The sequence below is a fragment of the Methylobacterium sp. E-065 genome (assembly GCF_022829605.1).
GTDB lineage: Bacteria > Pseudomonadota > Alphaproteobacteria > Rhizobiales > Beijerinckiaceae > Methylobacterium.
The window spans coordinates 121133-141081 of record NZ_JAKSYD010000112.1 but is presented as its reverse complement, the minus strand read 5'-3'; the positions used below and the strand labels follow the sequence as shown (position 1 = coordinate 141081).

Below are 19949 nucleotides of genomic sequence, written 5' to 3'. Positions count from 1 at the left end.
CGGGTGGGTCGAAGAGTATCCGGCGCCACGGCGTCGCACGGACAGCACAGTTAGCGAGAGGCTCGACACCATGGCCATCACCCTCCAGGCGCCGGACATCCGGGAACTGAAGCCCCGCATCACCGTCTTCGGCGTCGGTGGCGCCGGCGGCAACGCGGTCAACAACATGATTGAGTCGGGCCTGCTGGGCTGCGAGTTCGTCGTGGCCAACACCGACGCGCAGGCGCTCACCTCCTCGAAGGCCGAGCGGGTGATCCAGATGGGTCTGGGCGTGACCCAGGGCCTCGGCGCCGGCTCGCACCCGGAGGTCGGCTCGGCCGCCGCCGACGAGGTGATCGACGAGATCCGCGATCAGCTCTCGGGCGCACACATGTGCTTCATCACCGCCGGCATGGGCGGCGGCACCGGCACCGGCGCGGCGCCGGTCATCGCCCGGGCGGCCCGCGACATGGGAATCCTGACGGTCGGCGTCGTCACCAAGCCGTTCCAGTTCGAGGGCGTCCGCCGGATGCGGACCGCCGAGAGCGGCATCCAGGAGTTGCAGGCCGCGGTCGACACCCTGATCGTGATCCCGAACCAGAACCTGTTCCGGGTCGCCAACGAGAAGACCACCTTCGCGGACGCCTTCGCGATGGCCGACCAGGTGCTCTACTCGGGCGTCGCCTGCATCACCGACCTGATGGTGAAGGAGGGTCTCATCAACCTCGACTTCGCCGACGTGCGGGCGATCATGCGCGGCATGGGCAAGGCCATGATGGGCACAGGTGAGGCGTCGGGCGAGAAGCGCGCCAACCGCGCCGCGGAGGCCGCCATCGCCAACCCGCTGCTCGACGACGTCTCGATGAAGGGCGCCCGCGGCCTGCTGATCTCGATCACCGGCGGCTCCGACCTGACCCTGTACGAGCTCGACGAGGCCGCCACCCGCATCCGCGAGGAGGTCGATCAGGACGCCAACATCATCCTGGGCGCCACCTTCGACGAGAGCCTGGACGGCATCATCCGCGTGTCGGTGGTTGCCACCGGCATCGAGCCGGCCCTGATCTCGGCGAACTCGCCCAACAACCCGGCCATCGCCGAGACCGAGCAGCGTATCGCCGAGGTTGCCGAGCGCCTGCGCGCCGAGGCCCGTACGCGCGCCGCCTCGCCGGTGCCGAGTATCCGCGCGGAATCGGTCGCTCCGGCCCCCATCACCAGCCAGATGCCGGCCCCCGCGCCGCTTCAGGCCCCCGAGATGCGGTCCGAGGCGCTGGTCAACCGCGAGCCCGCCGCCCCGATGAACCGCGACGACGTGGTGCTCGCTCCGGTTCAGCCCCGCGCTGCGGCCCACTTCACCCCGCCGCCCGCGCCGTTGCCGGCCGAGCCCGCGCCGCAGTACCAGGCAGGCCCGTTCGTGCCGCCGCGCCCGGCCGCCCCGGGCGGCACGCCGCTCGCCCGCGCCCCGCGCATGCCGCAGATCCACGAGCTGCCGCCGATCGCCCAGAACCAGATCCTGGCCAATCGCGCGGCGGAGGAGGCGGCTCCGGAATCGAAGCGGACCTCGCTCCTGCGGCGGCTGGCTACGGTGGGCTTCGGCGGTCGGCGCGACGAGATCGAGGGTGCGCCCGCGGCTCGGGCGAACCCGGCCGCGCCGCTGCCCCAGATGGCCCAGCCCCACGTGCCGCCGGCACCGCGCGCACCGGCCACGCCAGCAGTCCCGCAATACCGTCCGGCCCAGGGCCATCTCGACGCCCAGGGCCGCGTCGCGCCCCAGAGCCGGATGATGGACGACGACCAGCTGGAGATCCCGGCTTTCCTCCGCCGCCAGGCGAATTAATCAGCCGCTGCACTGCGGCGACGGGGAGGGCCGGCGGGCGACCGCCGGCCTTTCGCGTGGGACATATTCAACTTCAGGTTAGGGCCATCTGGGACTTTGGCGCGCTCGCAGATGCTTGAGCTGTGGGAAGCGGGGACCCGTGGTGCATCCATGACACAGATCGGCCCTGGGTTAGCCACGCGTTAACCACTTTTTAAGCCCTTGATCTCACAGCATTTTGCGTCTGCCGGACCGCAAGCGTGTCTGTAACAGAGCGTAAGAATCCGTGATTTGGCTGCCCTGTGCGGTGCAGCTATAGAAGCATCAAGACCGACGAGACATGCATCGGGATACAACCTGATCGCGTGAGCAGGGGCATCAAGCAGCGGACGGATCAGTCAGTGTTCGCCCATTCCCGGTTGGAATGGCGGAGCCTGATCGCGGCCGGGGGCTAAGGAATGCGTACGCTGAAACAGACGACCCTTAAAGGGCCGGCGACTCTCTCGGGTATCGGGGTTCATTCCGGGAACCCCGCCGAGATCACGCTCAGGCCCGCACCCGCCAATCACGGTATTGCTTTCCTCCGCACCGGCACGCCCCACGGCAATGACCGCCTGATCAAGGCGCATCACGCCCTCGTTTCCGCCACGGAGCTCTGCACCGTCCTGGGCGACGTCGAGACGGGGGCGGTGGCAACCGTCGAGCATCTGATGTCCGCCCTCTACGGGCTGGGCGTCGACAACGCCCTGATCGAGATCGACGGGCCCGAGATGCCCATCCTCGACGGCTCTGCACTTCCCTTCGTGAAGGCGATCGATCAAGTCGGAATCGCCACATGCGGCGCGCCCCGGCGCTGGCTCAAGGTGCTGCAACACGTCCGCATCGAGACCGGCCGGTCCTTCGCGGAACTCCGGCCGATCGACCGGGGCTTCCGCCTCGATGTGGAGATCGATTTCGAGAGCCCGGTCATCGGCCGCTCGCGCCGGGCCATGGACCTCTCGCCCGCCACCTACCGCCGTGAGATCGCCGGTGCCCGCACCTTCGGGATGATGCGGGACGTGGAACGCTACTGGAAGGCGGGCTTCGCCCTCGGTGCTTCCCTGGAGAACACCGTGGCGGTCGGCGAGACCGCGGTGGTCAACCCCGAAGGTCTGCGCTTCCCGGACGAATTCGTCCGCCACAAGATCCTCGACGCGATCGGCGACCTCGCCTTGGCCGGCCTGCCGATCCAGGGCGCGTACCGCTCCTATTGCGGCGGCCACCGGATGAATGTCGGTGTCCTCTCCGCCCTTCTGGCCGACCGGGCCAATTACGCGATCGTCGAGGCGCAGGGCCCGCGCCGCGAGACCGTCCTCTCGGAACTCGGCGTCGGTTTGGGCATCGCCGCCTTCGCGGGCGACCTCTGACGATCAACCTGTGGTCCGCAAGCCACACTTGGCGATCGTTCCGTACCGCCTCAGCCTTGCCGCTTTCGTGCCCGAATCAAACGTCACGGTTTAACGGTCCGTGAACGGCGGGTTCGGCTCAGAAGGCCGGATCCACGCACGCGATGGCATGACGGCGCGGGATGGCGCCGCTTCCGGGAAAGAGCGCCAGATGCCTGTCACCATTCGTTTCCGCCGGGCGGCAGCCTTCGCGGCGCCTCTCGTGGCCATCCTCGGCCTGGGCCTGGGCGGCTGCGATTTCGACCCGACCAATCTGTTTTCCGAGAAGTACAAGCCGGAGGTCGTTCCGGACATTCCGGCCGACAAGCTCTACAGCGATGGCTTGGCCAAGCTTGAGGACAGCGACTACGACGGCGCGGTCAAGAAGTTCGACAGCCTCGACAAGCAGTACCAGTATTCCGAGTGGTCCCGGAAGGCGCTGCTCATGACAGCTTACGCCAACTACGAAGGCCAGAAGTACGACGACGCGATCAGCGCCTCGAAGCGCTACCTGCAGCGGCACCCGGCCAGCAAGGATGCGGCCTACGCGCAGTACCTGATGGCGATGTCGAACTATAAGCAGATCCCGGATGTGACCCGCGATCAGGAGCGGTCCGAGAAGGCGCTGACGGCGCTTCAGGAACTCGTCCAGAAGTATCCGACCTCGGAATACGCCATCGACGCGAAGGCGAAGATCCAGATCACCCGCGATCAGCTCGCCGGCAAGGAGATGGAAGTCGGGCGCTTCTACCTGGAGCGGCGCAACTTCCCGGCGGCGATCAACCGCTTCCGTGACGTGGTCTCCAAGTACCAGACCACCCGCCACGCCGAGGAGGCGCTGGAGCGCCTGACCGAGGCCTACTGGGCGCTCGGCATCACCCAGGAGGCGCAGAACGCCGCCGCAGTGCTCGGCCACAACTTCCCGGACAGCTCCTGGTACAAGGACGCGCATGCGCTCCTCGCCCAGAACGGCCTCGAGCCGCGGGAGGAGAAGGCCTCGTTCCTGTCGAAGATCTACCGCTCGGTCGCCGGTAAGACCGCATCGGCCGAGTGAAAAGCGGTTTGACCTGCTTGCCGGGTTTCCAAAGCTCTCGACCTTTCGAAACCCTGATAGGACAGGTCGGCCGCCACGAACACATTGAGGCCCGGAGCGTTCGCTCCGGGCCTTTCCCATTGTGCGTCGCATTTTTGGGGTGAATCGGCGCCGCGACGGCCTTATGTCTGCGGTCCCCTCCTGAGGAATGCCCCCGCCGCATGCTGGCGCAGCTCGCGATCCGCGACATCGTTCTGATCGACCGTCTCGAACTGAATTTCCGGACGGGCCTCAGCGTCCTGACCGGGGAGACGGGCGCGGGCAAATCGATCCTGCTCGACGCCTTCGCGCTGGCGCTGGGCGGGCGTGGCGATGGCCGCCTCGTCCGGCACGGTGAGGCGCAGGGCGTCGTCACCGCCGTGTTCGATCTGCCCCTGGACCATCCGGCTCGCCGGATCGCCACGGAGGCCGAGATCGACACGGAGGGCGATCTGATCCTGCGCCGGAGCCAGATGGCGGACGGCCGCACCCGCGCCTTCGTCAACGACCAGCCGGTGGGCGTCCAGGTCCTGCGCGCGATCGGCGCGGCCCTGGTCGAGATCCACGGACAACACGACGACCGGGCGTTGGCCGATTCGGCCTCGCACCGGGCGATCCTCGATGCGTTCGGCGGCCTACAGGGCCAGCTCACCAAGGTCGCGGCGGCCGCCCGCGCGGTCCGCACCGCCCGATCCGACCTCGCCGAGCACCGCGCGCGGGTGGAGGCGGCCCGCAAGGAGGCCGATTTTCTGCGTCACGCCGTGGAGGAGCTGGCCGCACTCGCGCCGCAACCCGGCGAGGAGGCTCAGCTCGCCGAACGCCGCAGCATCATGCAGCAATCCGAGAAGGTCGCGCGCGAACTCAATGCGGCGTTGGAAGCGGTGGGCGGGACCCATTCCGGGGTGCCCCACATCTCGGCCGCCCTGCGCAAACTGGAGCGCCGCGCGTCGCAGCTCCCCGCCCTCGTCGATCCCTGCGTCAACGCCCTCGACGCGGCGATCGTAGCCCTCGACGAGGCCCGTGCCGTGCTCGACGCGGCGGTGGCGGAGACCGAGTTCGATCCCCGCGACCTCGAGCGGGTCGAGGAACGGCTGTTCGCGCTGCGGGCGGGCGCCCGCAAATACGACGTCGCGGCCGACGATCTTGCGGTGCTTGCCGAGCGCTACGCCGGCGACGTTGCGGCGATCGATGCCGGCGAAGCGGCACTGGCAGGCCTCGAACAGACTCTTGCCACCGCGGAGGCTGCCTATGCCGAGGCCGCCGAGAAGCTGAGTGCCGGTCGCCGCCGCGCCGCCAAGCAACTCGACGCCGCCGTGAAGGCCGAGCTGCCACCCCTGAAGCTCGAGCGCGCTCGGTTCATCACCGAGATCGTCACCGACCCGGAATCGCGCGATCCGGCCGGCACCGACAGGGTCGAGTTCTGGGCGCAGACCAATCCCGGCACCAAGCCCGGACCGATGATGAAGGTCGCCTCGGGCGGCGAGTTGTCGCGGTTCATGCTCGCCCTGAAGGTGGTGCTGGCCGACAAGGGTTCGGCCCCAACCCTGATCTTCGACGAGATCGACACCGGCGTCGGCGGTGCCGTCGCGGATGCCATCGGGCTGCGCCTGGCACGCCTGGCCGCGACCGTACAGGTGGTTGCCGTCACCCATGCGCCGCAGGTCGCGGCTCGCGCCGAGACGCATTTCCTGATCGCGAAGGCGCCCGTGAAAGGGGCCGGCCGTGTCGCTACCCGGGTCGCCAGCCTGCCGGTGGCCGAGCGCCGGGAGGAGATTGCCCGGATGCTCGCGGGGGCAACGGTGACCGATGAAGCCCGCGCGGCGGCTGCGCGGCTTCTTCAAGGCGCTGACGGTTAACTGACAGGTAAGCTTAACCATTGGTTCACGGTAACGGTTCGTTAACCATTCTTGGTGACTCTCTTCGCATCCCGGCGCCGCAGCGATCTGGAGCGGCCGAAGGACGAGAGGGAGCCATGAAGCTGTCAGGCGTCGATTCCGAGGAACTTTCGCACGTGGGACAGCCTCCGAAGCGGACGATCGACACGCGTCGGCTCGGCCTCTCGCTGCGCACCGTCTATGAAGGCAGCGTCGATACGCAGCCGATCACCGACACCCATGTCGAGCTGCTTCTGCGCCTGCGCCAGAAGGAGCGGGAGCTGCGTCGGGTCGGCTAACGCGATCCGGCTTTCGAACGCTTCACCAGCGGCGCGCCCCAGGCCGCCGCCGATACTCGGCTGCTCGAATCAGGGTGAGGACCCGGTCGAGATCTTTCAGCAGATCCGCCTCCTCGCGCCGCGCTGCCGCAGCCGCCTCCGGATCGCCGCTGAACTTCTGACGTGCCTGCGCGAGGGTCAGGGCGCGCTCCACCGCCTCCCGTTCGGCATGCAGGGCAAGCCAGTTCGGATCGGTTTCCGTCGCTGAATCGGCGTGTTCGCCCTCCACGGTTCCCAGTCCCTTCCCGTGCCGTTGCCGGTAGGAACGCGCGAGACCCGCGAACCGTGCCGCACGACCTGCGGCGCGATGTCATGCCGGTGTCATCTACCTGTCGTAACCGCGCAGCCATCGGGCGGCTGGCGCTGGATCTCTCAAGGATCGGCCGCAAGGCTCTGCCGCGGGCATGAGCATGCCGGCGGGGCAGCGCAGGCTCTAGCCCGACGGCAACGGAGATTCCATGAGACCCTTCGCTTACGCGCTCGCCGTCGGCCTTGCGACGGTACAGCTGGCGTCTGCGGCGCTGGCCGCCGACATCACCGGAGCCGGGGCTACGTTCCCCTTCCCGGTCTACTCGAAGTGGGCCGAGGCCTACCGGAAGGAATCCGGCTCGGGTCTGAACTATCAATCGATCGGATCCGGCGGCGGGATCAAGCAGATCCAGGCCAAGACGGTCGATTTCGGCGCCACCGATGCGCCGCTGAAGGGCGAGCAGCTGGCCAAGGACGGCCTCGTCCAGTTCCCCACCGTGATGGGCGGCGTGGTGCCGGTGGTGAACATCGCCGGAATCGAGCCGGGCAAGCTCAAGCTGACGGGCGACGTGCTCGCCGACATCTACGCCGGGAAGATCGCCAAGTGGACCGATCCGCGGATCGCGAAGCTCAATGACGGTCTGAAGCTGCCCGACACGAACATCACGCCGGTCTACCGCTCCGACGCCTCGGGCACGACCAACATCTTCACCACCTACCTGTCCCAGGCTTCGGAGACGTGGAAGAAGGAGTACGGCGCGGCCACGACGATCTCCTGGCCGGTCGGTCAGGGCGGCAAGGGCAACGAGGGCGTGACCGCCACCGTGAAGCAGGTGCCGAATTCCGTCGGCTACGTCGAGTCGGCTTACGCCAAGCAGAACAAGCTGGCCTACGCCCTGCTGCAGAACAAAGCCGGCAAGTTCCCGCAGCCCGACGACAAGGCGTTCCAGGCGGCGGCCGCCAGCGCGGACTGGAAGTCGGCCCCCGGCTTCGGCATCTCGCTCACCAATCAGGCGGGCGAGGATGCGTGGCCGATCACGGCGGCGACCTTCATCCTGGTCCACAAGGACCCGGCCGATCCGGCCAAGGCCGCCGATGTGCTCAAGTTCTTCGACTGGGCGTACAAGAACGGCGACAAGCTTGCCTCGGATCTCGACTATGTTCCGTTGCCGGACAACGTCGTGGCACTGATCCACGAAGAGTGGAAGAACGTGAAGGGCAAGGACGGGAAGCCGGTTTACAACATGTAAGCCCAACGGGGAGGAGGCTTCGACCTCCTCCCTCGCTTCTGAGATCCCGCCGCGCTACCACGTTATCCTTCGCAGAGAACCGCGGATGTCTGCTTTGACTGAAACGATTGCCCTCGGCCGAACCCGTACGTCGGCGGCGCGGAAGGGACCGAGCCGGAACATGGACGCCGTGTTCCGCGGCTGCGCGTACGGCGCGGCGTTGCTGGTGCTGACCGTCCTCGTGGGGATCATCGGCTCCATCGTCTACGGCGGCCTGCCGGCCTTCCGGGAATTCGGCTTCGGCTTCCTGACCTCCAGCGTCTGGAACGTCGGGACCGAACAGTACGGCGCGCTCGTGGCCGTGATCGGAACGGTGATGTCGGCGCTCCTGGCCCTCGTGATCGGCGTCCCGGTCTCACTCGGCATCGCCATCTACCTGACGCAGCTCTGCCCCGGCTGGGCGCGCAAGCCGGTCGCGATGACGATCGAGCTGCTCGCCGCCGTGCCGAGCATCATCTACGGGATGTGGGGCCTGTTCATCTTCGCCCCGCTCTTCGCCCGCTTCGTCGAGATCCCGATCTCGAACGTCGTCGAGGGCCTGCCGATCGTCGGGACCGTGCTGTATGCCCGCATCCCCTCGGGCGTCGGCGTGCTCACCGCCGGCATCATCCTGGCGATCATGATCGTGCCGTTCGTGGCCTCGATCGCCCGCGACATGCTCGACCAGATCCCCACGATCCTGCGCGAGAGCGCCTACGGCGTCGGCTGCACCACCTGGGAGGTGACGCGCTTCGTCCTGATCCGGCACGCCTCGGTGTCGATCATCGGCGCGATCATGCTCGGCCTCGGCCGTGCGCTCGGCGAGACCATGGCGGTGACCTTCGTGGTCGGCAACGCCAACCGCCTCTCGGCCTCGATCTTCGATCCCGGCTCGACCATCGCGTCCCGGATCGCCAACGAATTCAACGAGGCGGACGGCATGCAGCTCAACGCCCTGATGGCGCTCGGCTGCATCCTGTTCGTCATCACCTTCATCGTCCTGATCGCCGCGCGAATCCTGACGTCACGCGTGCGGGTTGCTTGAGGAGCCCCATGGACGCGATCAACACACTCGCTGCGCCGCCGCTCGTGCAGAGCCGGGTCCGCCCCGGCCGGCGCCGGGCGGACGCCATACTCCGCGGCTTCTGCGCCTTCGCCACGCTGCTCGGCATCATCGTGCTCGGCTCGATCCTGCTGATGCTGATCGTCGAAGGCGTGCGCGGCTTCACGCCGACGCTGCTGACGCAACCGACCCCGGGTCCGGGCAGCGAGGGTGGCGGCATCGCCAACGCGGTGCTGGGCAGCCTGATCCTGACCACGATCGGCATCGTCATCGCGACCCCGGTCGGCGTGATGGCCGGGACCTTCCTGGCGGAATACGGCCGGACCTCGAAGCTGGCCGTCCTGATCCGCTTCCTCAACGACATCCTGCTCTCGGCGCCGTCGATCCTGATCGGCCTGTTCGTCTACACGCTGATGGTGCGGCCCATGGGCAGCTATTCCGGCTGGGCCGGCGGCATCGCGCTCGCGATCATCGCCACGCCGGTGATCGTGCGGACCACCGAGGACATGCTGAGCCTCGTGCCGGGCACCCTGCGCGAGGCCGGCGCGGCGCTCGGCGCTCCGCCCTCCATGGTGATCATGAAGGTCAGCTGGCGCGCCGCCTCGGCCGGCATCGTGACGGGTATCATCCTGGCGCTGGCCCGCATCGCCGGCGAGACCGCGCCGCTCCTGTTCACCGCCCTCAACAACAACAGCTGGTTCAGCCCCGACCTCATGGGTGGCGTCCCGAACCTGCCGGTGATGATCTACCAGTTCGCGCTCTCGCCCTATGCCAACTGGCAGCAATTGGCCTGGGCCGGAGCGCTCCTGATCACCATGACCATCCTCGCCCTCTCCGTGATCGCCCGCTTGGTGATCAAGCCGCAGCGTGCCCGCTGAAGCGCGAGCCGAAGGATTAGCCCGATGAGCCATGCTGCAGCGACCGCCGCCGAGCCCCTTATGCAGCCTTCCGCCAAGGCCGGTGCCGACACCAAGGCGCCCGTCCGGATCGCCGTGAAGGGGCTGAACTTCTACTATGGCCAGTTCCACGGCCTGAAGGACATCAACCTCAACTTCCATGATCGGCAGGTGACCGCCCTGATCGGCCCGTCGGGCTGCGGGAAGTCGACGCTGCTGCGCACCTTCAACCGGATCTACAGCCTCTATCCGGAGCAGCGCGCCGAGGGCGAGATCCTGCTGGACGGCGTCAACATCCTGGATTCGAAGGTCGATCTCAACGATCTCCGCGCCCGGGTCGGTATGGTGTTCCAGAAGCCGACGCCCTTCCCGATGTCGATCTACGACAACGTCGCCTTCGGCATCCGCCTCTACGAGAAGCTGCCGAAATCGGAGCTCGACGACCGGGTCGAGGCGTCGCTGCGCAAGGCGGCGCTCTGGGACGAGGTCAAGGACAAGCTCAAGCAGTCCGGCATGGGTCTGTCGGGGGGGCAGCAGCAGCGTCTGTGCATCGCCCGCACCGTAGCCCAGCGCCCGGAGGTGATCCTGTTCGACGAGCCGACCTCGGCGCTGGACCCGATCTCGACGGGCCGGATCGAGGAGCTGATCGAGCAGCTGCGCGACGAATTCACCATCGCGATCGTCACGCACAACATGCAGCAGGCGGCGCGCATCTCGCAGTTCACCGCCTTCATGTATCTCGGCGAGCTGATTGAATTCTCACAAACCGAAAAAATGTTCATGAACCCGACCGAGCGGCGCACGCAGGACTATATCACCGGCCGCTTCGGCTAAGCTGTTTCGAAGACCGGTTTCCGCGCCATCGCGACCCGGGCGCCGCGGCGGCCGGGTGGGATCGCGGCAACCGGGTGGGATCACACGTCCTGGCCCCCATCGAAGGATCCACTCATGCCCGGCCATATCGTTACCTCCTACGACACCGATCTCGAAAACCTCCGTCGCTCGATCTCGGAGATGGGCGGCGTGGCGGAGAAGATGACCACTGAGGCGACCGACGCCCTAGTGCGCCGCGACGACGGGCTCGCCCAGGCGGTGATCCTCGCCGACAAGCGCCTGGACGCCCTCCAGAGGGACATCGAGGAGCGCTCCGTCCTGCTGATCGCCCGGCGGCAGCCCCTGGCGATCGACCTGCGCGAGACCATCTCGGCGATCCGCGTCTCCGGCGACCTGGAGCGGATCGGCGATCTCGCCAAGAACGTGGCCAAGCGCGTCGTGGCGATCTCCGATCAGGCGCCGGCGCAGAAGATCGTGCTTGGCGTGCGCCACATGAGCGACCTCGCGGAGGGCCAGCTGAAGGACGTGCTGGACGCCTATGCGAGCCGCGATATCGAGGCGGCCCACGACGTGTGGGAACGCGACGGCGAGATCGACGCGCTGTACAATTCCCTGTTCCGCGAGCTCCTGACCTACATGATGGAGGATCCGCGCAACATCTCGTTCTGCACGCACCTTTTGTTCTGCGCCAAGAACGTCGAGCGCATCGGCGATCACACGACCAATATCGCCGAGACGATCCACTACCTCGCCACGGGCGAGACGCTCGCCGGCGAGCGACCGAAGAACGATGCGTCGAACTACGTGACGGTGGATGGGGGGCTGGCGCCGTGAAGCGCTTCCCGGAGCGCAGGATCCTGGGGGCGTCGCCGCCGTGACGGTCGGTTTGGGTTGAGGCTGGGCGGAGCCTCCGGCACCATTGCCGCGTCCGCCGCGAGAACGGGTCATCGAAGGTGAGTATGCAAGTCCTGATCGTCGAGGACGAGGAGGCATTGACCACGCTGCTGCGCTACAACTTGGAAGCCGAGGGCTTCCTGGTGGATTCAGCGGCAAGGGGCGACGATGCGGAACTGCTCCTGGCCGAGCGCATGCCCGACCTGGTCCTGCTCGACTGGATGCTGCCCGGCCTGTCCGGAATCGAGCTTTGCCGCCGAATCCGGGCCCGGCGGGAGACCGAGCGGCTGCCGGTGATCATGCTGACCGCCCGGGGCGAAGAAGGTGACCGGATCCGCGGTCTCGGGACGGGCGCGGACGATTACATCGTCAAGCCGTTCTCGGTTCCGGAACTGCTCGCCCGCATCCGCGCGCTCCTGCGCCGGGCCAAACCGGCCCATGTTTCCGATCGTCTGGCCGCCGGCGACCTCGAACTGGACCGCACCGGCCATCGGGTGCGTCGGGCCGGCGAGGAGCTGCACCTCGGCCCCACGGAGTTCCGGCTGCTCGAATTCCTGATGCTGGCCCCGGGCCGGGTCTTCTCCCGCGAGCAGCTTCTCGACGGGGTCTGGGGTCACGACGTCTACATCGACGAGCGCACCGTCGACGTCCATGTCGGACGCCTGCGCAAGGCGCTGAACGGCCCACGCCAGACCGATCCGATCCGCACGGTGCGCGGTTCTGGCTACGCCTTCGACGAAACCTTCTCCCTCGAAGCCTGAGTCGCCAAGTCCCGGTTTCAAAAGGTCGAGACCTTTTGCGGGTGCAGGGCAGAGCCCTGATGTTGGACGAAGCCCGAGCGTCAGGGCTCCGCCCCGACACCCTGCCAAAGGGCAGCCGCCCTTTGGGAACCCCGATCAGCGGATGAGCGCAGCGCTCCGGTTAGCGGCCGGCACGGAGGCCAGAGCCTGGAGCACCGTGCCCTCGGTGAGGATCTGGGGCAGCACCTGGGGCTCGCCGGCACCTTTGTAGAGCAGGTAGAGCGGAACACCGCTCCGGCCGTGCTTCTCCAGAAGGCGCGTGATCTCTGGGTTCTGGTTGGTCCAGTCACCCTTCAGATAGGTGATGCCCCGCTCGGCCAACGCGGCCCGCACGGCCTTCGTGGACAGGGAGGTCGTCTCGTTGACCGCGCAGGTGATGCACCACGCGGCGGTCATGTTGACGAAGGCCGGCTTGTGCGCAGCCGCCAGAGCGTCGAGGCGGGCCTGCGTGAACGGCTCGATCCCGCCGGCGGCGGCCTGCGCAGTCGGCGTGGCACGGTCCTGTGGGAGGGTGGACACGAGGGCCACCACGGCGATCAGGGCGAGCGCCGCACTGACCTGCGCGATCCGGCGTGCCCCGGGGGCGGCGGCGCGCCCGCGCTCCCAGGCCCAAGCAGAGAAACCCACCAGCACGAGGCCGATCAGGGCCGCCAGAAGGCCGCGCGGATCGACCTGCTGCGCCAGGACCCAGACCAGCCAGGCCACGGTGGCGTAAACCGGGAAGGCGAGCACCTGCTTGAGCGTCTCCATCCAGGCACCCGGCCGCGGCAGCGCCCGGAGGGCCGGGGGCCAGAGGGTGAGAGCCAAGAACGGCAGAGCGAGGCCGAGCCCGAGGCTCGCGAACACGGCAAGCGCCACGGCTGCGCTCTGGGTCAGTGCGAAGCCAACAGCCGAGCCCATGAACGGCGCCGTGCAGGGCGTCGCCACCAGCGTGGCCAGCACGCCCGTGAAGAACGACCCACTCAGGCCAGACCGTCGGGCCAGGCGATCGCCGACACCCGCGAGCCGTCCTCCGACCTCGACCACGCCGGACAGGTTCAGGCCCATCGCGAAGAGCAAATAGGCGAGCCCGGCCACGACCAGGGGCGATTGCAGCTGGAACCCCCAGCCGATCGCCGCCCCTCCGCCCTTCAGGGCGATGAGCACTCCAGCCAGAACAAGGAAACTCGCCAACACGCCGGCCGTATAGGCGAAGCCGTGCAGGCGCAGGCGGGCCGGACCCTCGCCCGCATGCCGCACGAGGCTCAACACCTTGATCGACAGGACGGGGAAGACGCAGGGCATCAGGTTGAGGATGAGGCCGCCGAGAAAGGCGAAGGCGGCGGCCGCGGCAAACGTCAGCAGATCGAACTCGGGCGCGGCGGCCCCGGTCGGACTCGCCGCAACGGGGTCCGGCGGAGCGGTCGCGGTCGGAAGCACCGGCTCGTCGCCATACGCGAAGGCGAGGCGGCGGCTGCCGGATTCCGTCACCTCGTCCAGGGTCAGCACACCCGGAAGGGCCGTGGGCGCCGCTTCGGTCGGGCTGCTCCGCGCGACGGTGAGGTGCAGCCCGGTGCCGTCGACCGCCATCAGCTGCGCGGCCGCGTTGTCGATCGCGGTCTCGGCATACGGGAAGTAGGCGGCGTTCCGGATCGTGTCGGGCTTGAGCCCCGACGCCGCGAAATCGAGCTGCAGGGTGTCGCCCTGGCTCGACAGGCTCAGCGGCCAGAGCGCAGGGGTGGGGAGAGCGGCCCGGGCGCGGACGAACAGGTCTGCGTTGTCCGGGTCGGGACGCGGCTCGCCCACCGGCAAGGTGAGGGCGAGATCCGCGGAGCCCGGCACGCACTCGGTCTCGCAGACGAGGTAGGTCAGTTTGGCCTGAATCTGCACCGGGTTGGCCGGATCAAGGCTCGGAGGCGGCGTCACGGGGACGAGGAGCGTGACCTCACCCTCGTAGCCGTAGTTCATCAGCGTCGCGATCGGGATCCGCTCCGGCGCCGGCCACTGGAGCGCCCCGGCGTTGAAGCCGGCCGGCAGGGTCCAGGTCACCTCGGGCGGCAGGCCCGAATCCCCCGGGTTGCGCCAGTAGACGTGCCAGCCGGGCTTCACCTGCATCCGCACGGCAAGGGTGAAGGGCTGCGCCCCCGCCACCGCGGCGGCCTCGGCCACGAGGCTCGACCGCACAAGATCCGGCGGCGTGCGCAGGCCCTGCGCCAGAGCCGCCGACAGGCTCGCGGCGAGGACCAGGATCGGGAGGACGAGGCGGCGGATCATGCTGTCCCTTCGCGCGCCGGGCGGCCGCGGTTTCAGGCCCGGCGTTCGGGCTGTTCCGTGACGACGCGCTTACCACGAAGGGGTGTGGCGGTCGCGCGTCGCAGCCTCAACCGGGCAGCGGCGCCGTGGCGCGTGCCAGCCAGTCGCGCGCTCCGGCATCCAGTTCCGGCGACAGGGCCTCGCGGACTCGGGCATGGTAGGCGTCGATCCAGGCGCGCTCCCCCGGTTCGAGCAGCTCGGTCTGGATCAGATTCCGATCGTAGGGCGCCAGCGTCAGCGTCTCGAAGCCGAGCATCGGGCGCTCGCCATCCGTGATGGCACGCGTCTCGACCAGAACGAGGTTCTCGATCCGGATGCCGTAGGCGCCGGCCGCGTAGTAGCCCGGCTCGTTCGACAGGATCATGCCGGGCTCTAGCGCCACCGTGCCGGTCTTGGCAATCCGTTGCGGCCCCTCGTGCACCGACAGGAAGGCGCCGACCCCGTGGCCGGTACCGTGATCGAAATCGAGCCCCGCCTGCCACAGGGGCGCCCGGGCGAAGGCATCGATCTGCGCGCCGGTCGTCTTGGTGGGAAACACCGCTCGGGCGATGGCGATATGGCCCTTCAGCACCCGGGTGAAGCGATCGCGCATCGGCGCGCTCGGCGCGCCCACCGCGACAGTGCGGGTGATATCGGTGGTGCCGTCCGGGTATTGCGCACCGGAATCGATCAGGAACAGCTCGCCCGCCCGGACCGCCCGGTCGCTGGCGCGGGTGACCCGGTAGTGGACGATCGCCCCGTTGGGGCCGGATCCCGAAATGGTCGGGAACGAGACGTCGCGCAGATCGCCGCCCGCGGCGCGGAAATCCTCCAGTGCCTCGACCGCGGCGATCTCGGTGAGGCCGCCGGCCACGGCGGCCGCGTCAAGCCACGCCAGGAAGCGGACGACGCTGGCCCCATCGCGCAGATGGGCGGCGCGCGCGCCCGCGATCTCGGCGGCATTCTTGACCGCCTTCATCGCGGTGATCGGATCCTTGCCGACATCGACCGTGCCGCCGGCCGATTCGATCCGTTCCTTGAGGGCGACCGCGCCCGTGGCTGCATCAAGCCGGACCCGGGCGCCGCTGAGCGAGGCTAGCCCATCCTCGAGCTCGGCCCGCGGTAGGATCTCGGCGAGGGGCGCGAGGGCGACGCGCAGGTCCTGATCGACGACCGGCGAGGCCAGGAAAAGGCGCGCCTGCCCCTCGCGCGGCAGGATCGCGTAACCGAGGGCCAGAGGCGTATGTCCGACATCGGCGCCGCGGAGGTTGAAGGCCCAGGCAAGGTTGTGCGGATCCGAGATCACCAGGGCGTCGCAGCCGGCCTCCGTCAGGCTGTCCCGCACCCGGGCGAGCTTGTCGGCGACTGCCTCGCCCGCCAGCGCGTCCGGATGGCGGATGGCCCGGCCGGCCGGCGGCTTCGGCCGACCGGCCCAGACGGCGTCCACGAGGTTCGGCACGGCCCGCAGGGAACCGCCCGCCTTCGTGGCCGCCCGTTCCAGGCGGGTCAATCCGTCCGGTGTGTGCAGCCACGGGTCGTAGCCCAGCACCTGATCGCGCTTGAGATTGGCTCCGATCCAGGCCTCGGGCGTCGTTTCGGCCAACGGCACGATCGTGAGCATGCCGGTATCGACCTGCTCGGGCGCCTGTAGCGTGTAGCGGCCATCCACCACCAGGGCTGCGAATTCCGCCAGAATCACCCCTGTCCCGGCCGACCCGGTGAACCCCGTGAGCCAGGCGAGGCGCTCGGCGTCGGCGGGGACGTATTCGGACTGGTGCTCGTCGGCACGCGGCACGACGAAACCGTCGACCCCCGTCTCACGCAGGGCGGCCCTCAGAGCCTCGATCCGTTCCGGCCCTTTGCGATGGCCCGGATCTTCGAAGGTCTGGAAGCGCTGGCGTGGTTGGGACGGTGGCGGCTCGATCATGGCGGGAGGGTAGAGCGCTCGCCGCCGGCATGGCAACCGACCCAGCATCGGGAATGCAGGGTGAGGGCGCGCAGGATGCCCGTACAGGTTGTCAGCCGAACGCCATCATGCCGCGCGCAGGCCAGCAACTGGTGACGCGCATCCCTTATTCAACATGAAAAAATCGCGAACAATCTTATCACGCCGTGGGTTTTGGCCTATCTCGGGATCATGGCACGTCGCGTTTACTACCGGATCAGCGACAGACCGGATGGCTGCTTCGACGCCATCGTGACGGTCGAACCCGATACTGTCGTTCGCCGTGAGGGCTTCGCGTCGCTCGCGGAGGTCGAGGAGTGGATCGAGGGCCTGCGTGCCCTGATGGCCGCGCTTGGCGCGCCGGTGTCGCAGTGCTTCGAGGATCCGGCTCACGCGCAGCCGGCCGAGGCCGGATCCAGCCGTGTCTGCCCGCCCGGCAAGGTCCGAGCCGGGCGCTGAGGGCGCCGGCATCGAGCAAACGTGATCCGCGCGGACATTTAACGGGTCGGAGACCGGCACGGGCCTTACGCCGGCCCATCGCACCGGCATGCGCGCGGTTCAGCGCCGATGGCGTCGCACGGGGCGCGCGGCCGCGCCGCCGCGCATCAGCACGAGGGCGACCCAGCCCTCGATCAGACCACGGCGCACGAGGGCGAAGCCCTGGTGCCGGTAAGCCGAGAGAACGCCCGGGACATCGCGCTCGATCAGGCCGGACAGGACCAGAACGCCGCCGGGTGCCACCACCCGCGTCAGCGAGGGGGCGAGGAGCCGCAGCGGCCGCGCCAGGATGTTGGCGAAGACCAGATCGAAATGGCGCGGACGGGCCGCAAGCGGGTGGCGCACGCCGGGGCCGAGATAGAGCTTGAGATAGGGGCCGAGACCGTTGGCGCGGGCGTTCTCGCGAGCCGTGAGCACCGCCTCCGCGTCGAGATCGCCGGCCACGATGGGCTGGCGCAACGCCTTGGCGGCCGCGAAGGCCAGGATGCCGGTGCCGGTGCCGACATCGAGAATATGGGCTGGCCGCCGCCGTTTCAGCACCTGGACCAGCGCCCGCAGGCAGCCGAGCGTCGTCCCGTGGTGCCCCGTGCCGAAGGCCAGCGCCGCCTCGATCTCGATCGGCAGATCGTTGGCGCGCACCGCATCCCGGTCATGCGAGCCGTGAACGATAAAGCGCCCGGCCCGGACGGGCTTCAGCCCCTCCAGCGACGCCCGCACCCAATCCTGCTGGTCGATCGTACGGAATTCGGCCGCGTCGGCCGCGTCGCCGATCACCGGCCGGATCAGTGCGCGGACGTAGTCTTCATCGGGTGCATCCGCAAAATAGGCTTCGAGCCGCCACGTGCGTCCATCCTCATCCTCGAAAGCCGCGACAGCGGTCTCGGTGGGATCGAACATCTCGCCCAGAAGATCGGTCATGGCCCGCGCCGAGCGCTCGTCGGTCAGCAGGCACAGGACGTGGGACGGGCGATGGGGCGGCAAACCTTCCAGCATGGGTCCGGGCTGTAACGCCGACGCGCGCGACATCACAGGGGGCAAGCGGATGCCGATGCGAAAAAACCGACGCCGCCCGGCGGGATCGGCCGGGGCCCTCACGGTCGCGGCGCGGTTTGTTGCGCTGGAGACACAAGCAGCAATACTCATTTCGTTGACGTTCTAAATCACTATCTCGGTCAAAAATGTGTGGTTAGACAGTCTCGGCTTCCCGAAGCCAGACCCCTCAACTCCGGCACGCCACTCATTCGTGAGTTGGCGCGCCAGTTTTGACAGGCACACATATCCGATGACCGCCCCCTTCTTCATCAGTGTCGCACTCGCCAGTGCCACCACTTGCGCCGCGTGGCTGTGGGGACTCGTCGTGGCGGCCGGCATGACTTCGTTGCCGGAGGCCGGATCGACCGAGCGGCGCGACCCCCGGACCTGGTGAAAAGCCGGACCGCGAATCGCCAATGCGCACGCACAGGAATGCGGCATCGTGCCCGGGCGTTAACCACAGGGCACAGCGCAACCGAGCGGAACCCGCTCCACGGAGCGACGTTTTTGGCCGGCTTTCGACGTGAAACGCGATGAAGCAGGGTGCGTACCGCGTGACCAAGTCCAGACGTTCCGGCCGCTTCGGGCCCGTGGTCGTCACCGAGCCGTCGGCGCCCGCGCGCCCACCGCGTGAACGGCTTTTCGGCGGCCCGACCCCCGATGGGCCGTTGCCGGGGCACCTTCTCGTCCTGCTCAGCCGCCTGCATCGCGCGGAGAATGCTCCGAAGGAGCCCGGCGACCCGGCGCATGGCTGAGCGCCGCACGCGCGCGGGTCACCGCGCTGCGCGCCGGTTGTTGGCCGGGCGCCAAGCGATGTTTATGCTCCCCGTCATACCCGGCCGGATATTACGGACGGCGACAAAGGGGACCTTCAGCCATGTGCCCGACCCGACGCCTCCTTGTCGCGCTCACCCTCGGGGCGCTGGCGCTCGGCTCGGCGTCCCACGCGGCGCAGGCGGGGGATCCCGTCGTGGTGTTCGCGGCGGCCAGCCTCAAGAACGCGCTGGACGATGCGACCCTGGCCTGGGCGAAGGAAACCGGCAAGACCGCACGCATCTCCTATGCGGGCTCGAACACCCTCGCGAAGCAGGTCGAGGCGGGCGCGCCTGCCGACCTGTTCATCTCGGCGGACCAAGCCTGGATGGACGATGTGGCCCGGGCCGGCCTGCTGAAGCCGGGCTCGCGGATCAACCTGTTGCGCAACGCGCTGGTTCTGATCGCCCCAGGGCCGAAGAACGCGGGTTCCGATCCCCGGGTCGCCCTGGCGCCGGATCTCGGCACGACGCTGACCAAGCTGCTCGGCGGCGGCAAGCTCGCCATGGCGACGATTGATGCCGTCCCGGCCGGCCGGTACGGCAAGGCGGCCCTGGAGAAGCTGGGGGCCTGGGAGGCCGTGAAGGGGCAGGTGGCCCAGGCCGACAATGTGCGCGCGGCCCTACTCTTGGTCGCCCGGGGCGAAGCACCGCTCGGCATCGTCTACGCCACAGATGCAGCCGCCGATCCCGGCGTGCAGGTGCTGGCCGCATTCCCGCCCGACAGCCATCCCCCGATCGTCTATCCGGCGGCCATCACCCAGGACTCGCGTAACCCCGATGCCGCCGACTTGTTGACCTATCTGCGCGGCCCAGCGGCCCAGAGCGCCTTCGAGCGCCAGGGCTTCTCGGTGGTCGAGGCCCCCGCTGCCGGCCGGTAGCGGTTG

At 68.5% G+C, this 19949-nt stretch carries 19 protein-coding genes; 15 read left to right on the top strand and 4 right to left on the bottom strand.

Translation table 11 applies throughout. The features are described from left to right. Positions 1–70 precede the first annotated feature (70 nt). The 5 genes from ftsZ to MKK84_RS13890 all read left to right on the top strand — a co-directional run bounded on the left by ftsZ (position 71) and on the right by MKK84_RS13890 (position 6461). Positions 71–1813: a cell division protein FtsZ gene (gene ftsZ / locus MKK84_RS13910; protein WP_243920538.1), complete on the top strand. Its 1743-nt coding sequence runs from the start codon at positions 71–73 to the stop codon at positions 1811–1813. Positions 1814–2250: 437 nt separating this feature from the next. Then, complete coding sequence (gene lpxC, locus MKK84_RS13905) at positions 2251–3198, top strand: UDP-3-O-acyl-N-acetylglucosamine deacetylase (protein WP_243920536.1); 948 nt, start codon at positions 2251–2253, stop codon at positions 3196–3198. A 190-nt stretch (positions 3199–3388) separates the two neighbouring features. Continuing rightward, positions 3389–4270, top strand: coding sequence for an outer membrane protein assembly factor BamD (locus MKK84_RS13900; RefSeq protein ID WP_243920534.1), 882 nt, complete (start codon positions 3389–3391; stop codon positions 4268–4270). A gap of 200 nt (positions 4271–4470) precedes the next feature. Then, entirely contained in the window at positions 4471–6144 is a 1674-nt protein-coding gene (gene recN, locus MKK84_RS13895; RefSeq protein WP_243920532.1) for a DNA repair protein RecN, read from the top strand. A gap of 116 nt (positions 6145–6260) precedes the next feature. Then, entirely contained in the window at positions 6261–6461 is a 201-nt protein-coding gene (locus MKK84_RS13890; protein WP_243920530.1) for a hypothetical protein, read from the top strand. 22 nt (positions 6462–6483) lie between these two features. Here the strand turns inward: MKK84_RS13890 and MKK84_RS13885 are convergent, their stop codons facing one another. After that, a complete protein-coding gene (locus MKK84_RS13885; protein ID WP_243920527.1) occupies positions 6484–6729 on the bottom strand; it encodes a hypothetical protein in 246 nt (81 codons plus the stop codon). A gap of 229 nt (positions 6730–6958) precedes the next feature. Between MKK84_RS13885 and pstS the strand changes: the two genes are divergently transcribed. The 6 genes from pstS to phoB all read left to right on the top strand — a co-directional run bounded on the left by pstS (position 6959) and on the right by phoB (position 12465). Continuing rightward, positions 6959–7999 (top strand): phosphate ABC transporter substrate-binding protein PstS, encoded by a 1041-nt coding sequence (pstS, locus tag MKK84_RS13880; protein WP_243920525.1) that lies wholly within the window; start codon positions 6959–6961, stop codon positions 7997–7999. Between the two features lie 85 nt (positions 8000–8084). After that, complete coding sequence (gene pstC, locus MKK84_RS13875; protein WP_243920523.1) at positions 8085–9062, top strand: phosphate ABC transporter permease subunit PstC; 978 nt, start codon at positions 8085–8087, stop codon at positions 9060–9062. Positions 9063–9070: 8 nt separating this feature from the next. Further along, a complete protein-coding gene (gene pstA, locus MKK84_RS13870) occupies positions 9071–9958 on the top strand; it encodes a phosphate ABC transporter permease PstA (protein WP_243920522.1) in 888 nt (295 codons plus the stop codon). A 60-nt stretch (positions 9959–10018) separates the two neighbouring features. Further along, positions 10019–10810, top strand: coding sequence for a phosphate ABC transporter ATP-binding protein PstB (gene pstB, locus MKK84_RS13865; RefSeq protein WP_243920627.1), 792 nt, complete (start codon positions 10019–10021; stop codon positions 10808–10810). Positions 10811–10924: 114 nt separating this feature from the next. Beyond that, the gene (phoU, locus tag MKK84_RS13860) at positions 10925–11644 is read left to right on the top strand and encodes a phosphate signaling complex protein PhoU (RefSeq protein ID WP_243920520.1); all 720 of its coding nucleotides are present in this window, start codon (positions 10925–10927) and stop codon (positions 11642–11644) included. Positions 11645–11769: 125 nt separating this feature from the next. Then, positions 11770–12465 (top strand): phosphate regulon transcriptional regulator PhoB, encoded by a 696-nt coding sequence (gene phoB, locus MKK84_RS13855; RefSeq protein WP_243920625.1) that lies wholly within the window; start codon positions 11770–11772, stop codon positions 12463–12465. A gap of 135 nt (positions 12466–12600) precedes the next feature. Here phoB and MKK84_RS13850 read toward each other — a convergent pair whose 3' ends face one another. Together MKK84_RS13850 and MKK84_RS13845 are read right to left on the bottom strand one after the other, a co-directional pair. Next, the gene (locus tag MKK84_RS13850; protein ID WP_243920518.1) at positions 12601–14757 is read right to left on the bottom strand and encodes a protein-disulfide reductase DsbD family protein; all 2157 of its coding nucleotides are present in this window, start codon (positions 14755–14757) and stop codon (positions 12601–12603) included. Positions 14758–14863: 106 nt separating this feature from the next. Continuing rightward, positions 14864–16702, bottom strand: a complete 1839-nt coding sequence (locus MKK84_RS13845) for an aminopeptidase P family protein (protein WP_243920516.1) — start codon at positions 16700–16702, stop codon at positions 14864–14866. Positions 16703–16912: 210 nt separating this feature from the next. Here MKK84_RS13845 and MKK84_RS13840 point away from each other — a divergent pair, with 210 nt between their 5' ends. Further along, positions 16913–17179 (top strand): hypothetical protein, encoded by a 267-nt coding sequence (locus MKK84_RS13840; RefSeq protein WP_243920514.1) that lies wholly within the window; start codon positions 16913–16915, stop codon positions 17177–17179. 99 nt (positions 17180–17278) lie between these two features. Here the strand turns inward: MKK84_RS13840 and MKK84_RS13835 are convergent, their stop codons facing one another. Next, on the bottom strand, positions 17279–18211 hold the full coding sequence (locus MKK84_RS13835) for a 50S ribosomal protein L11 methyltransferase (protein WP_243920512.1): 933 nt from the start codon (positions 18209–18211) through the stop codon (positions 17279–17281). 289 nt (positions 18212–18500) lie between these two features. Between MKK84_RS13835 and MKK84_RS13830 the strand changes: the two genes are divergently transcribed. The 3 genes from MKK84_RS13830 (at position 18501) to modA (ending at position 19943) form a co-directional block, all read left to right on the top strand. After that, positions 18501–18644 (top strand): hypothetical protein, encoded by a 144-nt coding sequence (locus tag MKK84_RS13830; RefSeq protein WP_243920510.1) that lies wholly within the window; start codon positions 18501–18503, stop codon positions 18642–18644. 139 nt (positions 18645–18783) lie between these two features. Beyond that, on the top strand, positions 18784–19005 hold the full coding sequence (locus tag MKK84_RS13825; RefSeq protein WP_243920509.1) for a hypothetical protein: 222 nt from the start codon (positions 18784–18786) through the stop codon (positions 19003–19005). Between the two features lie 122 nt (positions 19006–19127). Then, entirely contained in the window at positions 19128–19943 is an 816-nt protein-coding gene (modA, locus tag MKK84_RS13820) for a molybdate ABC transporter substrate-binding protein (RefSeq protein ID WP_243920508.1), read from the top strand. Positions 19944–19949: the final 6 nt, after the last annotated feature.